Source organism: Rhizobium sp. LC145 (assembly GCF_001005825.1).
GTDB lineage: Bacteria > Pseudomonadota > Alphaproteobacteria > Rhizobiales > Rhizobiaceae > Neorhizobium.
Window position 1 is genome coordinate 187,338 of sequence record NZ_LBHV01000003.1, and the last position, 13,866, is coordinate 201,203.

The 13,866-nt window shown below is 62.4% G+C and carries 12 protein-coding genes; 6 read left to right on the top strand and 6 right to left on the bottom strand.

From position 1 onward, the window contains the following. Window positions 1-74 precede the first annotated feature (74 nt). Window positions 75-815 (top strand): phosphonate metabolism transcriptional regulator PhnF, encoded by a 741-nt coding sequence (gene phnF, locus YH62_RS09215; RefSeq protein ID WP_046793909.1) that lies wholly within the window; start codon window positions 75-77, stop codon window positions 813-815. A 24-nt stretch (window positions 816-839) separates the two neighbouring features. Here the strand turns inward: phnF and YH62_RS09220 are convergent, their stop codons facing one another. From YH62_RS09220 to mepA, 6 genes are all read right to left on the bottom strand, one after another. Next, window positions 840-1,475 carry a 2,3-bisphosphoglycerate-dependent phosphoglycerate mutase gene (locus YH62_RS09220; RefSeq protein ID WP_046793910.1) on the bottom strand — a complete coding sequence of 212 codons (636 nt, stop codon included), beginning with the start codon at window positions 1,473-1,475 and terminating at the stop codon, window positions 840-842. A gap of 19 nt (window positions 1,476-1,494) precedes the next feature. Next, window positions 1,495-2,316, bottom strand: coding sequence for a 4-hydroxy-tetrahydrodipicolinate reductase (gene dapB, locus YH62_RS09225; RefSeq protein WP_046793911.1), 822 nt, complete (start codon window positions 2,314-2,316; stop codon window positions 1,495-1,497). A gap of 27 nt (window positions 2,317-2,343) precedes the next feature. Next, window positions 2,344-4,143, bottom strand: a complete 1,800-nt coding sequence (locus tag YH62_RS09230) for an ABC transporter ATP-binding protein (RefSeq protein WP_046793912.1) — start codon at window positions 4,141-4,143, stop codon at window positions 2,344-2,346. A gap of 105 nt (window positions 4,144-4,248) precedes the next feature. Continuing rightward, entirely contained in the window at window positions 4,249-5,271 is a 1,023-nt protein-coding gene (locus YH62_RS09235; protein WP_046793913.1) for a glucokinase, read from the bottom strand. Between the two features lie 18 nt (window positions 5,272-5,289). Next, a complete protein-coding gene (locus tag YH62_RS09240; protein ID WP_046793914.1) occupies window positions 5,290-5,664 on the bottom strand; it encodes a methylglyoxal synthase in 375 nt (124 codons plus the stop codon). 115 nt (window positions 5,665-5,779) lie between these two features. Further along, window positions 5,780-6,832 (bottom strand): penicillin-insensitive murein endopeptidase, encoded by a 1,053-nt coding sequence (gene mepA, locus YH62_RS09245; RefSeq protein WP_046793915.1) that lies wholly within the window; start codon window positions 6,830-6,832, stop codon window positions 5,780-5,782. Window positions 6,833-7,065: 233 nt separating this feature from the next. On the opposite strand from mepA, the gene YH62_RS09250 reads away from it, so the two are divergent. From YH62_RS09250 to YH62_RS09270, 5 genes are all read left to right on the top strand, one after another. Next, a complete protein-coding gene (locus tag YH62_RS09250; protein WP_245282078.1) occupies window positions 7,066-8,856 on the top strand; it encodes an extracellular solute-binding protein in 1,791 nt (596 codons plus the stop codon). Between the two features lie 136 nt (window positions 8,857-8,992). Continuing rightward, the gene (locus YH62_RS09255) at window positions 8,993-10,075 is read left to right on the top strand and encodes a microcin C ABC transporter permease YejB (protein WP_046793916.1); all 1,083 of its coding nucleotides are present in this window, start codon (window positions 8,993-8,995) and stop codon (window positions 10,073-10,075) included. 1 nt (window position 10,076) lies between these two features. Beyond that, window positions 10,077-11,225 (top strand): ABC transporter permease, encoded by a 1,149-nt coding sequence (locus YH62_RS09260; RefSeq protein ID WP_046793917.1) that lies wholly within the window; start codon window positions 10,077-10,079, stop codon window positions 11,223-11,225. A gap of 4 nt (window positions 11,226-11,229) precedes the next feature. After that, complete coding sequence (locus YH62_RS09265) at window positions 11,230-12,858, top strand: ABC transporter ATP-binding protein (protein ID WP_046793918.1); 1,629 nt, start codon at window positions 11,230-11,232, stop codon at window positions 12,856-12,858. 15 nt (window positions 12,859-12,873) lie between these two features. Beyond that, entirely contained in the window at window positions 12,874-13,824 is a 951-nt protein-coding gene (locus tag YH62_RS09270; protein ID WP_046793919.1) for a glyoxylate/hydroxypyruvate reductase A, read from the top strand. The last annotated feature ends 42 nt before the right edge of the window (window positions 13,825-13,866 follow it).

Sequence of the window (13,866 nt, forward strand, 5' to 3'; positions counted from 1 at the left end):
CTCAAATGTCTATTGATATAGACAACCATACAAGTTACTATACTGGTAACCCGCAAACGTAACAAGCATGTGACATGGACAAGGGACATTCGAACGTTCAACGGCAGAACGGGGTGGCGTTGTGGCGGCAGATCGCCGACCGCATCCGCACCTCGATTGCCAATGGCGATTACGACGCGACTGGCAAAGTGCCTCCGGAAATGGCGCTCGCCGCCGAATTCGGGGTCAATCGCCACACCGTGAGAAGCGCGCTTGCCGCGCTGGCGCAGGAGGGCATCGTCCGCCCCATGCAGGGGCGGGGCACGCTGATCGAGCGCAAGGAGCGGTTGACTTTCCCGATCCGCCGGCGAACTCGCTTCATTGAGGGGATCGGAGACCAGGCGCGGGAGAAGGAAGGCCTTCTGCTCCATTCCGCCGAGGAGCCTGCCTCTGCCGAGCTTGCCGCCCGCCTGCAAGTTCCGGAGGGCGCATCGGTGATCCGCCTGGAGATTGTGCGCAAGGCCGATGGCCGGGCCGTTGCGCGCTCGACGGCATGGTTTCCGGCCGAAAGGTTCCGGGGATTGGAGCAGGCCTATCGCGACAGCGGCTCCATAACCGCCGCTTTCGGAAAGCTCGGCCTGTCGGATTATCTCCGTGCCGCGACCGAGATCACGGCTACCCACGCGGATAGCGGTGATCTTGCCGATCTCAAATTGTCACCGGGGGCAATCGTGCTGGTGACGCGTGCGCTGAACACGGATACCGAAGGCGTGCCGGTGCAATATGCCATCACCCGGTTCGCGGCCGATCGGGTGCAGTTCACGATCGAAAATTGAGGAGTGCTCTCGACCAGGGCGCGCTCAATGCGCGCCGGACATGTCGCCGAGAACTTCCTTGGAGGCCACGGTGGAGTCGGCGTTCAGCCTGTAGACCATCGGAACGCCGGTCGCGAGGTTGAGCTTGAGGATCTCCTCCTTGCTCAGCTTGTCGAGCACCATCACCAGCGAGCGCAGCGAATTGCCGTGTGCGGCGACCAGTACCGTCTCGCCGCGCAGCACGCGGGGCAGGATCTCGGTCAGATAATAGGGCCAGACGCGTGCGCCCGTGTCGCGCAGGCTCTCGCCGCCGGGCGGCGGAACGTCATAGGAGCGGCGCCAGATATGCACCTGCTCCTCGCCCCACTTGGCGCGGGCATCGTCCTTGTTGAGACCGGAGAGATCGCCGTAGTCCCGTTCGTTGAGTGCTTGGTCGCGGATGGTTTCGAGACCGGGCTGGCCGACCTTGTCGAGCACGATCTTCAGCGTGTCCTCGGCGCGCTTCAGCACGGACGTAAACGCGATGTCGAACTTGATGCCGGTATCGGCAAGCGCCTGTCCGCCGGTTTCGGCTTCCTGGATGCCGAGCGGCGTGAGGTCCGGGTCACGCCAGCCGGTGAACAGGTTCTTGAGGTTCCATTCGCTCTGGCCGTGGCGAACGAGGACGAGGGTACCGCTCATGAAATTCCTCCAGGAAATGTCAGTGGGAGAGCCCGAGAACATCGAGCATGGAATAATAACCGGCCTTCTTGTCGCGCGCCCAGAGAGCCGCCGCAACCGCGCCGCGGGCGAAGATGGAGCGGTCACGCGCGCTGTGCGACAGCGTGACGAGTTCGCCCTCGCCGGCGAGGATGACGGAATGGTCGCCGACGACGGAGCCGCCGCGCAGCGTCGCAAAGCCGATGGTACCGGCCTCGCGGGCGCCCGTGTGCCCGTCCCGGACCTTGACCGCATTCGCCGGAAGTTCGATCCCGCGCCCCTTGGCGGCCGCTTCGCCCAATAGGAGCGCGGTGCCGGAGGGGGCGTCGACCTTGTGCTTGTGGTGCATCTCGACGACCTCGATATCCCATCCCGCCGCGGGCAGGGCGCGGGCGGCCTGTTCGACCAGCACGCCGAGCAGGTTCACCCCGAGGCTCATATTGCCGGACTTGACGACGCGGGCGTGGCGCGCAGCGGCCTTGATCTTTTCCTCGTCTTCCGCCGAGCAGCCGGTCGTGCCGAGCACGTGCACGATGCGTGCCTGGGCGGCCAGCCCCGCAAAGGCGACGCTTGCCGCCGGCGCGGTGAAATCGAGCACGCCCTCCGCATGCAGGAAGGCGGCCAGCGGATCGCTGGTCACCGGTACGCCGAGCGGGCCAACGCCTGCAAGCTCACCGGCATCCTTGCCGATGAAGGGAGAGCCTTCGCGCTCGATGGCGGCATGCAGGATTGCGCCCTCGGTCTCGTGGATGATGCGGATCAGGGTCTGGCCCATCCGACCGGCGGCGCCGACCACCACGAGTTTCATGTCATTGCCGCTCATGCGTCATCCCGTTCCTGTAACACCTTGTCATGCTCCGGCAAGCTGCCCGGTTCCGGGCGCCTGCAGGTTGTTGAGGCGAGCGTAAAGACCGTCCTTGCGCTTCGCAAGCGTCTCATGTGTCCCTTCCTCCATCACCCGGCCCTCATGCATGACGACGATCTTGTCCGCCTTGACGACGGTCGAGAGCCGGTGCGCGATGACGATCACGGTTCTGCCGGTCATGGCCGTCTCCAGCGCCTTTTGCACGGCGGCTTCCGATTCGTTGTCGAGGGCGGAGGTCGCCTCGTCGAGAAGCAGGATCGGCGCTCTGCGCACCAGCGCGCGGGCGATCGACAGGCGCTGGCGCTGCCCGCCGGAAAGCGTCACTCCGTTTTCGCCGACCGGCGTGTCATAGCCCTTGGGCTGGGCGAGGATGAAGTCGTGCGCATGCGCCAGTTTCGCGGCTTCCTCGATTTCCGCGTCCGTCGCATCCGGCCGCCCGTAGCGGATATTGTCGCGGATCGTGCCTTCGAAGAGATAGGGCTGCTGGGAGACATAGGCGAGGCTGTGCCTGAGCGAGGTTTTGGTGACGGTCGTGATATCCTGCCCGTCGATCAGGATATGGCCCTCAGTGGGGTCATAGAAGCGGGGTATGAGGTTGATGATGGTGGATTTGCCGGCGCCCGAGGGGCCGACCAGGGCCGTGGTCTTGCCCCCTTCAGCGACGATATCGACCCCCTTCAAGATCGGATCGCCGTTCGCATAGGCGAAAGCGACACCCTGCAGCTCGATCCTAGCATCGGACACCACGAGGTCCTTCGCATCCGGTTGCTCGCGCTGCTGCGGTTGCAGGTCGAGAAGGGCATAGATCATGCGGGCATTCGCGACGGCGCGCTCCATCTGCACCTGCAGTTTTGCGAGCCGTCGCGCCGGATCGTAGGCCATCAGCAGGGCCGTCACGAAGGCAAAGAAAGCGCCAGGGGGAATATCGTGGTAGATCGAGCGGAAGGCGGCATAGGCGAGCACGCCGGAGATCGCCAGCCCCGCGAAGGTCTCGGTCAGCGGCGCGGTGCGCTCCGAAAGCCTCGCTATGCGGTTTGCGCGGCCTTCGGCGGCGGTGATGATGGTGTCCACCTTGCTGTTCAGTTCCCGTTCCATCGTGAAGGCCTTGACGATGGTGATGCCCTGGATCGTCTCCTGCATGGCCCCCAGCACATGGCTGTTGAGATGGACGGCCTCCACCGTCGCCTTGCGCAGTTTCCGGGAAACGATGCGTAGCGAATAGATGAGCGCCGGCGCCACGACGAGAATGATCAGCGAAAGAATGGGGTCCTTGCTGATCATGACGCCGATCAGCGCAATCAGCGAAAGCAGGTCGCGGGCGGTGGAGGTGACGGTAAGATTGAGGACGTCGCGGATGCCGTTGACGTTCTGGCTCACCTGGGCGGCCAGATGAGCCGAGCGAGCCTCGGCGAAAAAGCCGACCGAAAGCGACATCAAATGGGAATAGAGGCGGCGTTGGTAGCGCGCCACGATATTGTTGCCGATCTTCGAAAGCGTAACGGCCTGGCCGTAGGTGGCAAGGCCGCGCAGCACGAAGGCGGCGAGAATGCCGCCGCAGATGGCAACCACCACATCGGCGCGTTTGTTGGCGAAAGCCTCGTTCACCACGGCTTCCATGATCCAGGCGGTGAAGGCGGTGGTTCCGGCGATCACCACCAGGCAGAAGATCGCGAAGGCATAGCCGGGAATATGATCGCGGCCGTTTTCGGCAATGATGCGCTTCAGCACGCTGCTGACGGTGCCGGCATCGATCTGGCGTTTCGTCTTCTTGGTCTCGGCTTTCAAAAAGGCCTTCCCATTCCGGTTTTACCGTCGGGCGCAATATGACGCGCCGGGCGTCTTAGCCCTTCGACGCGGCTTTTGAAAGCGTCGAGGGCGAGAATCGTCCGATCAGCGCCTCCAGCGGCGGCCGTCGGTGGAAATGCCGTAGCTCGAGGGCGCGCGGGCATAGCTTGCAAGGCCTGCGGGTGCTGCGAGCGGATGGGTGACGACATAGGTCGGTATGGTGCGCATCAGTTCGGAATGCGGCGCCTTGTCCTCGAACTGGATACGGAATTCCGGTTTTTTCAGCGCGGTGACGATCTTCTGGGAAATGCCTCCTGCGAGATAGACGCCGCCGCGCGCCATGAAGATTAGAGCCATGTCGCCCGCCAGACGGCCAAGATAGGTGACGAAGAGCTCGATGGTTTCGGCCGCCTGTCGGTCGTCGCCGGAGAGGCCGAGCGCCGTCACGTCGGCGGGAATGGCGAGTTTAGGGTCGATGCCGTCGGCAGCGCAGATCGCGCGGTAGATGTTGACCAGACCGCGCCCGCAGAGGAGCTGCTCGGCGGAAATGCGGCCTTCGATGCGCTCGATATGGGGGAATATCTGGAAATCGCGGTCGGAACGCGGCCCGATATCCACATGCCCGCCCTCGCCGGGCACCGGAAACCAGGTGTGCTGGGCATGCACCAGGCCGGCCACGCCAAGTCCGGTGCCGGGCCCGAGGACGACGCGCGAGGCGAGCTGCGGCTCGCCGCTGTCGCCGATCGGCTCGCGATATTCCGCCGGAAGAGAGGCGACGGCTAGCGCCTGGGCCTCGAAGTCGTTGAGGACCAGCACGTCCTCGAAGCCGAGCTCGCTGATCATGGCCTTCGGGCGCACGATCCAGTCGCAATTGGTCAGATCGATCTCGTCGCCGTCGATCGGTCCGGCGACGGCGAGGATGGCCGATCGCGGCTGCACGGAGGTCGTGTCGAGCACCGTCTTCTGGATCGCCTCGTCTATGGTCGGAAAATCGGCGGTGCGGACATTCGGAAAGTGCCGGGGTTCGGCATAGGCATCCGTCAGGATGGAGAACCGGGCATTGGTGCCGCCGATATCGCCGATCAGGATTGGGAAGGGAAGATTATCGGTCTTCGAAACGTCGGCCATCGGCAAACTCGTGTTGTCTCAGTGGAAATCGATCAGTCGCTCGGCCGTGGCGCGATTCAGCGCCATGGGAATATCGTAGACTGTGGCGAGCCGGGTCAGCGCCTTCACGTCCACATCGTGGGGAAGAGCGCTCAAGGGATCGATAAAGAAGATGAGTATGTCCACCTCGCCGATGGCGATCATTGCGCCGATCTGCTGGTCACCGCCGAGCGGGCCGCTCTTCAATCGCGTCACCTCGAGCCCCGGACAGGCTTCCTGCACCCGCCCGCCGGTGGTGCCGGTCGCCACGATGCGGAAGCGGGAAAGTGCGGCCTGGTGACGGCGGGCGAATTCCGCCATGTCGTCCTTCTTCTCGTCGTGCGCGATCAGCGCTATGCAGGGCTGGGCGGACATGCGGGGTTCCTCACCGAGAGACGATTTCAATCGTTTGCAGTGGCCTTCTAGCGCGTGCTGCAGCCCTTGGAAAGTGCAAGTGCCGCCGATCGCGTCGGCGACGCCCGGAGAGGCTTCATCGCATCGGCCGCGGCAGCGGAACGGGAACGTTCGCAAGGGCCGCGGGTTCGTCACCGATGATCGCCTCGATGCTTTGCACCGGCGCACTCGGCGGCTGTTCTGAGGAAAAGGCCACGGCATCGGTGCCGAAGGTGGCCTCCTCTTCGGGCCGGGCGGGCTCGGCCAGCACGACGGCGCAGGCCTTCGGCAGGTCGGAGAGGACCACCGGCCGCGGCTTGACCGGTTTCTTGTTCGGATCGGGCTTCGGCTTTGCCCAGGGCTCATCGGTGAACCACCAGGCGAGCGACTTGTCGCAGCCGTCCCCCTCCGGGACCGGAGCCTGCGCCTTGCAGCCGACGGCATCCGCCGGGCACTTGATGCGGATGTGGAAATGATAGTCGTGGCCGTAGATCGGGCGCACCTTGCCAAGCGCCGAACGGTCGCCGGTCCAGGTATCGCAGAGCTTTTTCTTGATCGCCGGATTGACGAAGACGCGTTCGACTTGCGGATAGCTGGCCGCCAGCATGATCAGCCTGGCGTGCTGCGGTGTCCAGATCGAAGGATCGACCGTCAGGAATTTGTTCTTCGCAAGCATCGATATCGCCGAGGTGTCCTCACGCTCGCGGTAACTCAGCTTGCGCTGGGGCATCGGCGTCAGCCAGATATCGGCATCGAGGCCGATCTGGTGTGAGGCGTGGCCGGTGAGCATCGGACCGCCGCGCGGCTGGGAAATGTCGCCCAGGAGCAGGCCCGGCCAGCCCGCCTTTTCCACGGCATCGCGCGAGAACTGCTCGATCAGCGCGATCATCTGCGGGTTGCCCCAGCGTCGGTTCCGCGAAAGACGCATCGCCTGCCAGGTTGGTCCGTCGGTCGGGATCGCGACGCCGCCCGCCATGCAGCCCTTGGAATAGAAGCCGAAGGATTGCGCGTCGGACCTGCTCGGCAACTTCATGCCGCCGAACAATTCCTTGGCCGGTTTTCCTTCCTGCGCCACCGATTGCCCCGCGAGACTCCCCGAAAGAAGAACGGCCGCCGCCGCCCGCAAAATGATTTTCGATATCAGGTGCATTGTATTCCGCCGTCCCCGGACAAATCACTTCCCGCCTGTGAATGTATCGTGAAACAGGAATTTGGTGAAACGGAGATCGGCGCAAGGCGATGTTCCGCAATAAAACGGTTGTGAGCGGCCGGCTCCTGTTTTTTGCCTCCTTTTGCCCTATGCTTCGCTGCAACAAACGAAGACGAAGGGGTATGCGGATGGTTTTGCCGGGATTGAAGGCGGGCTTTGCGGTCGTTCTGGCGATGATATCGGCGGCGCCGGCCGCCCTGGCCCAGGAGCAGCAATGGCGGCATGCCATCGCCATCCTCGACGAGCCCAAGCTGCCTGCGGATTTCAAACAGCTACCCTATGTCAATCCCGAAGCCCCGAAGGGGGGCGAGCTGCGTCTTTCCAGCGAGGGAACGTTCGACAACTTCAATCCCTATATCGATAGAGGCACCCCCGCAGCCGGCATCTCCAGCATCTTCGACACGCTTCTGAAGCGTTCGGAAGACGAGGTATTCGGCTCCTATGGGCTTCTGGCGGAGTCGCTCTCCTATCCGGAGGACAGGTCGTCGGTGACCTTCCGGCTTCGTCCGGAAGCGAAATGGGCGGATAGCCAGCCGGTAACCCCGGAGGACGTGATCTTCAGCTTCGACAAGGCGAAGGAACACAGCGCGCTCTTCTCGAGCTACTACCGGCATGTGACCGCAGCGGAAAAGACCGGCAACCGCGAGGTGACCTTCCGTTTCGATGAAAAGAACAATAAAGAGCTGCCTTCCATCGTCGGCGATTTCCCGGTGCTGCCGAAGCACTGGTGGGAGGGCAAGGATGCGCAGGGCAAGCAGCGTGATATCTCGCGCACCACGCTCGAGCCCCCCATGGGATCCGGTCCCTACAAGATGGCATCCTTCCAGCCCGGTTCGACCATCCGCTACGAGCTGCGGGATGACTATTGGGGCAAGGATTTGCCCGTCAACATCGGCCAGAACAATTTCAAGGTGATCAGCTACACCTATTTCGCCGATAAGGATGTCGAGTTCGAGGCTTTCCGCGCAGGCAACATCGATTACATGCAGGAAAACAGCTCCAGCCGCTGGGCCACCCGCTATGATTTCGCGGCGGTCAAGGAAGGCCGCATCATACGCGAGGAGTTGACCAACCCCTTCCGCGCCACCGGCGTGATGCAGGCTTTCGTGCCGAACATGCGGCGCGACATATTCAAGGATGCGCGGGTGCGCGAAGCGCTGAACTACGCCTATGACTTCGAGGATATCAATAAGAACCTCGCCTATGGCGGCTTGAAGCGTGTCGATAGCTTTTTCTGGGGGACGGAGCTTGCGTCCTCCGGCTTGCCTGAGGGTCGCGAACTGGAAATTCTCGAAGGCCTCAAGGATAAGGTCCCGGCGCGGGTCTTCACCACTCCCTATACCAATCCGGTTGGCGGAGATCCGAACAAGGTGCGCGACAATCTGCGCAAGGCTGTCGGGCTCTTCAAGGAGGCGGGATGGGAGCTCAAGGGCAACCGGATGGTGAATACCAAGACCGGTCAGCCGATGAGCTTCGAAATCCTGCTCAATAGCCCGTCCTTCGAGCGCACCGTCCAGCCATATGTGGCAAGCCTCAAGAAGATCGGCATCGACGCCCGGCTCCGCATAGTCGATTCATCGCAATACATAAATCGCGTCCGCAGCTTCGACTATGACATGATGTATGGCCTATGGGCGCAGACCATGAATCCGGGCAATGAGCAGGTGGACTATTGGGGTTCGGCATCCGTCGACAGGCCCGGCTCGCGCAACTATGCGGGCATCGCCGATCCCGCCATCGATCAGCTCATCCAGATGATCACCTTTGCGCCCAATCGAGAGGAGCAGGAGGCGGCGATCAGGGCGATGGATCGCGTGCTGCTCGCCAACCATTTCGTCGTTCCGATGTTCTATTCCGGCGAGGTGAAGATCGCTTACTGGAATCAGATCACGCATCCGGAAAGGCTTCCGGAATATGGCATTGGCTTCCCGGACATTTGGTGGTCGAAGAACGCCTCGAACTGACGAGGCTTGCACCCCGCATCCGCACCTGTTCCAAATGGGATCGAATGATTCGGCATCGAAAACGAGGAAAGTGCCTTTTGAACGTCACGCAGATACGCGGTGAAGCAATGCCGGTGACAACGGGCAGGAAGCTCTGATGGGCGCCTATATTCTCCGCCGTCTCCTGCTGATGATCCCGACGATCATCGGCATCATGGCCATATCCTTCCTTGTCGTGCAGTTCGCGCCGGGCGGCCCGGTCGAGCAGGTGATCGCCCAGTTGCAGGGCCAGGATATGGGCGACCGACTTTCGGGCGGCGGCGACATGCTGAGCCAGGGCCTGTCGGGAAGCGAGGGCAGCTATCGCGGCGCCCAGGGGCTCGATCCCGAATTCATCAAGAAGCTCGAGCAGCAATTCGGTTTCGACAAGCCGCCGCTCACCCGCTTTTTCGAAATGATGTGGAACTACATCCGCTTCGATTTCGGCGAAAGCTTCTTCCGCAATACGTCGGTGCTGGATCTCATCATCGACAAGCTTCCGGTCTCGATCTCGCTTGGTTTCTGGATACTGATCGTCTCCTACCTGATCTCCATCCCGCTCGGCATCCGCAAGGCGGTGAAGGACGGCTCGGCCTTCGACGTCTGGACCTCGGGCATCATCGTGGTGGGCTATGCCGTGCCGAGCTTCCTGTTCGGCATCCTGCTGATCGTGCTTTTCGCCGGCGGCTCCTTCCTGGATTGGTTCCCGCTACGTGGCCTCGTTTCCGATAATTTCGCCCAGCTCTCCTGGTGGGAAAAGATCATCGATTATTTCTGGCACCTGACGCTGCCGCTGATCGCCCTTTCGCTTTCCGCTTTCGCCACCACGACGCTGCTGACGAAGAACTCCTTCATCGACGAGATCCGCAAGCAATATGTGGTGACGGCGCGCGCCAAGGGGCTGAACGAGCGGCAGGTGCTCTACGGCCATGTCTTCCGCAACGCCATGCTGATCGTCATCGCCGGCTTTCCGGGCGCCTTCATTTCGGCCTTCTTCACCGGCTCGCTCCTGATCGAGAACATCTTCTCGCTCGATGGTCTCGGCCGGCTCGGCTATCTCGCGGTCGTCAACCGCGATTATCCGATCGTCTTCGGCACGCTTTATATCTTCTCGCTGATCGGCCTCTTCGTCGGACTGATCTCCGACCTCATCTACACATGGATCGACCCGCGCATCGATTTCGAGCGGAGGGATGTCTGACATGGAGGCGCCCGTCGCAACCTCGGTGAGGGAAACCGCCGCTCCGCCGAAAAAGCCCTGGATTTCGCCGACCAACCGCCGGCGGCTTGCCAATTTCCGCGCCAACAAGCGCGGCTACTGGTCCTTCTGGATCTTCATGGTCCTCTTCGTGCTGAGCCTGCTTGCGGAATTCATAGCCAATGACCGGCCGATCGTCGCCTCCTACAAGGGCGAAATCCTCTATCCGGTATTCGTGGATTATCCGGAGGAGAAGTTCGGCGGCTTCCTCGCCACGACCGACTATCGTTCGGACTTCATCCAACAGGAAATCGATGCCAATGGCTGGATGATCTGGCCGCCGATCCGCTACTCCTACCAGACGGTCAATTCCAACATTCCCCATTCGGCGCCGACGCCGCCCTTCTGGCTGATGCCGGAGGGCGACCGCTGCAGCGCCTATCCGGCGGGCGATCAGGACCCGAATTGCATTCTCGGCAACATGAACTGGCTCGGCACCGACGACCAGGCACGCGACGTGCTGGCGCGTACGATCTACGGCTTCCGCGTCTCGGTTCTGTTCGGGCTGGCGCTCACCATTTGCTCGGCCATCATCGGCGTGACGGCCGGTGCCGTGCAGGGCTATTTCGGTGGCTGGACGGACCTTCTCCTGCAGCGGTTCATCGAGATCTGGTCGTCCATGCCGGTGCTCTACATCCTGCTGATCATCGCCGCGATCCTGCCGCCCGGCTTCTTCGTGCTGCTCGGCATCATGCTGCTCTTCTCCTGGGTGGGTTTCGTCGGCGTGGTGCGCGCCGAATTCCTGCGGGCGCGCAATTTCGAATATGTGCGGGCCGCCCGCGCGCTCGGCGTCGGCAACGGGACGATCATGTTCCGCCACCTGCTGCCGAATGCCATGGTGGCGACGCTCACCTTCCTGCCCTTCATCCTGTCCGGCTCGATCGCAACGCTCACCTCGCTGGATTTCTTAGGTTTCGGCATGCCGCCCGGCTCTCCCTCGCTGGGTGAGATGATCGCCCAGGGCAAGAACAATCTGCAGGCGCCCTGGCTCGGGCTTGTGGCCTTCTTCACCATGTCGATCATGCTGTCGCTGCTGATCTTCGTCGGCGAGGCGGTGCGCGATGCCTTCGACCCCAGAAAGACGTTCCGGTGAGCCGATGACAGAACCTCTCCTCTCCGTCCGCGATCTTTCGGTAGCCTTCCATCAAGGTGAAAACACCTCGCTTGCCGTCGACCGCGTTTCCTTCGACATCATGCCCGGCGAAGTGATGGCGCTGGTGGGCGAATCCGGCTCTGGCAAGTCGGTGACGGCCAATTCCGTTCTCAAGCTTCTGCCTTATCCGGCGGCGAGCCATCCGTCCGGCGAAATCCTTTTCGGCGGCAAGAACCTCCTGAAAGCTTCGGAAGCGGAACTCCGCCATGTGCGCGGCAACGACATCACCATGATCTTTCAGGAGCCGATGACCTCGCTCAATCCGCTCCATGCGATCGAGAAGCAGATCGGCGAAATCCTCGACCTGCATCAGGGCATCACCGGCGAGGCGGCGCGAACGCGCGTCCTCGAACTCCTGAACCAGGTCGGCATCCGCGAGCCCGAGAAGCGCCTGAAGGCCTATCCGCACGAGCTATCCGGCGGGCAGCGCCAGCGCGTGATGATCGCCATGGCGCTCGCCAACCGCCCGAAGCTGCTGATCGCCGATGAGCCGACGACCGCGCTCGACGTGACCGTGCAGGCACAGATCCTCGATCTTTTGCGCCGTCTCAAGGGCGATCACGGCATGTCCATGCTGTTCATCACCCATGATCTCGGCATCGTGCGGAAATTCGCCGATCGGGTCTGCGTCATGACCAAGGGCAAGATCGTCGAGACCGGCCCCGTGGAGGAGGTTTTCGTCAACCCCAAGCACGAATACACACGCCATCTGCTGGCTTCCGAACCGCGCGGCGAGCCGCCGCCTGCCGATCCCTCCCGGCCGGTAGTGATGGAAGGCGAGGACATCCGCGTCTGGTTTCCGATCAAGGCGGGTTTCCTGCGCAAGGTAGTCGATCACGTGAAAGCCGTGGACGGCGTCAACTTGAAGCTCAGGGCGGGCGAGACGCTCGGCGTCGTCGGCGAATCGGGTTCCGGGAAGACGACGCTCGGCCTGGCGCTGGCGCGATTGATCTCGTCCGAAGGCAGGATCGCCTTCATCGGCAACGATATCGGCAAATATTCCTTCAAGGAGATGCGCCCTCTGCGTGACCGGCTGCAGGTGGTCTTTCAGGACCCTTACGGCTCACTCTCGCCGCGCATGCCGGTGGGAGATATCATCGCCGAGGGCCTGAAGGTGCACGAGCGCGCGCTTTCCGAGCGGGAGCGGGACGAACGGGTCGCCTGGTCGCTGTCGGAGGTCGGGCTCGATCCCGCGACGCGCTGGCGCTACCCGCATGAATTCTCCGGCGGCCAGCGGCAGCGCATCGCGATCGCCCGAGCCATGGTCCTGAAACCGCGTTTCGTCATGCTCGACGAGCCGACCTCGGCGCTCGACATGACCGTGCAGGCGCAGGTAGTCGATCTCCTGCGGGACCTGCAGAAAAAGCACGATCTCGCTTATCTCTTTATCAGTCACGATCTGAAGGTCGTGAAGGCGCTCGCCAATCATGTCATCGTCATGCGTCTCGGCAAGGTGATGGAGGAGGGGCCGGCCGATGAGATTTTCAAGGCGCCCAAGCAGGAATATACCCGCGCCCTGATGGCGGCGGCCTTCGATCTCGAAGCCGTCGAGAACGGCGGCATACAGCAATAATCGACCAGGTGAACCATGCCCGATAACAGTCCGGTCGTCATCGACCTAAAATTCGATCGTGCCGAAGTCGAGGCCGCGCTGGCCGGGGCGTTTCAAGCCAGGGCAGTGCTTCACGCCTCCGATCCGGATGCGGACCTGACGGGAGCACGCTATGCGGTGATCTGGAAGCCTGACCGCAATCTGTTTTCGCGGGCTCCGAATTTGCAGGTCCTCTTCTCCGGCGGTGCCGGGGTCGATCACATTCTCTCGCTGCCGGATTTGCCGGACATCCCGATCGTGCGTTTCGTCGATCACAGCCTGACCACCCGCATGAGCGAATGGGTGGTGCTGCAATGCCTGACGCATCTGAGGCAGGTGCCCACTTACCTGAAGCAGCAGCGTGAGCGCCGCTGGCTCGAACTTCCACAGCCCGAGGCGTCGGAAGTGACGGTCGGCATCATGGGGCTCGGCATTCTCGGCCAGGACTCCGCTGCCAAGTTGAAGGCGCTCGGCTTCAACGTCATCGGCTGGTCCCGCAGCAAAAAGGAAGTCGAAGGCATCGAGACCTTCCATGGGGCTGAGCTGGATGCCTTCCTCGCCCGCACGGATATCCTGGTCGGACTGCTGCCGCTGACGCCGGAAACGCGCGGCATCTTCAACGCCTCGGTTTTCTCGAAGCTGCGGCAGGGCGGTACGCTTGGAAAACCCGTATTCCTGAATGCCGGTCGCGGCGGCAGCCAGGTGGAGGCCGACATTCTCTCAGCGCTGGAAAGCGGCGTTCTCGGCGGCGCCTCGCTCGATGTGTTCGAGACCGAGCCTCTGCCGCTGGAAAGCCCCTTCTGGAGCATGGAGAATGTCGTAGTGACACCGCATGCGGCGGCCGCTTCCGATGTGCGGGCGCTGTTCCGCCATGTGGAAGGTCAGATCAGCCGCTTGGAGACGGGCGAGCCGCTGGAATATCTGGTGGACCGGAACACTGGCTACTGATCGGGAACATTCGCCCGTTTCCATTCGTTCCAATGTCGGAGC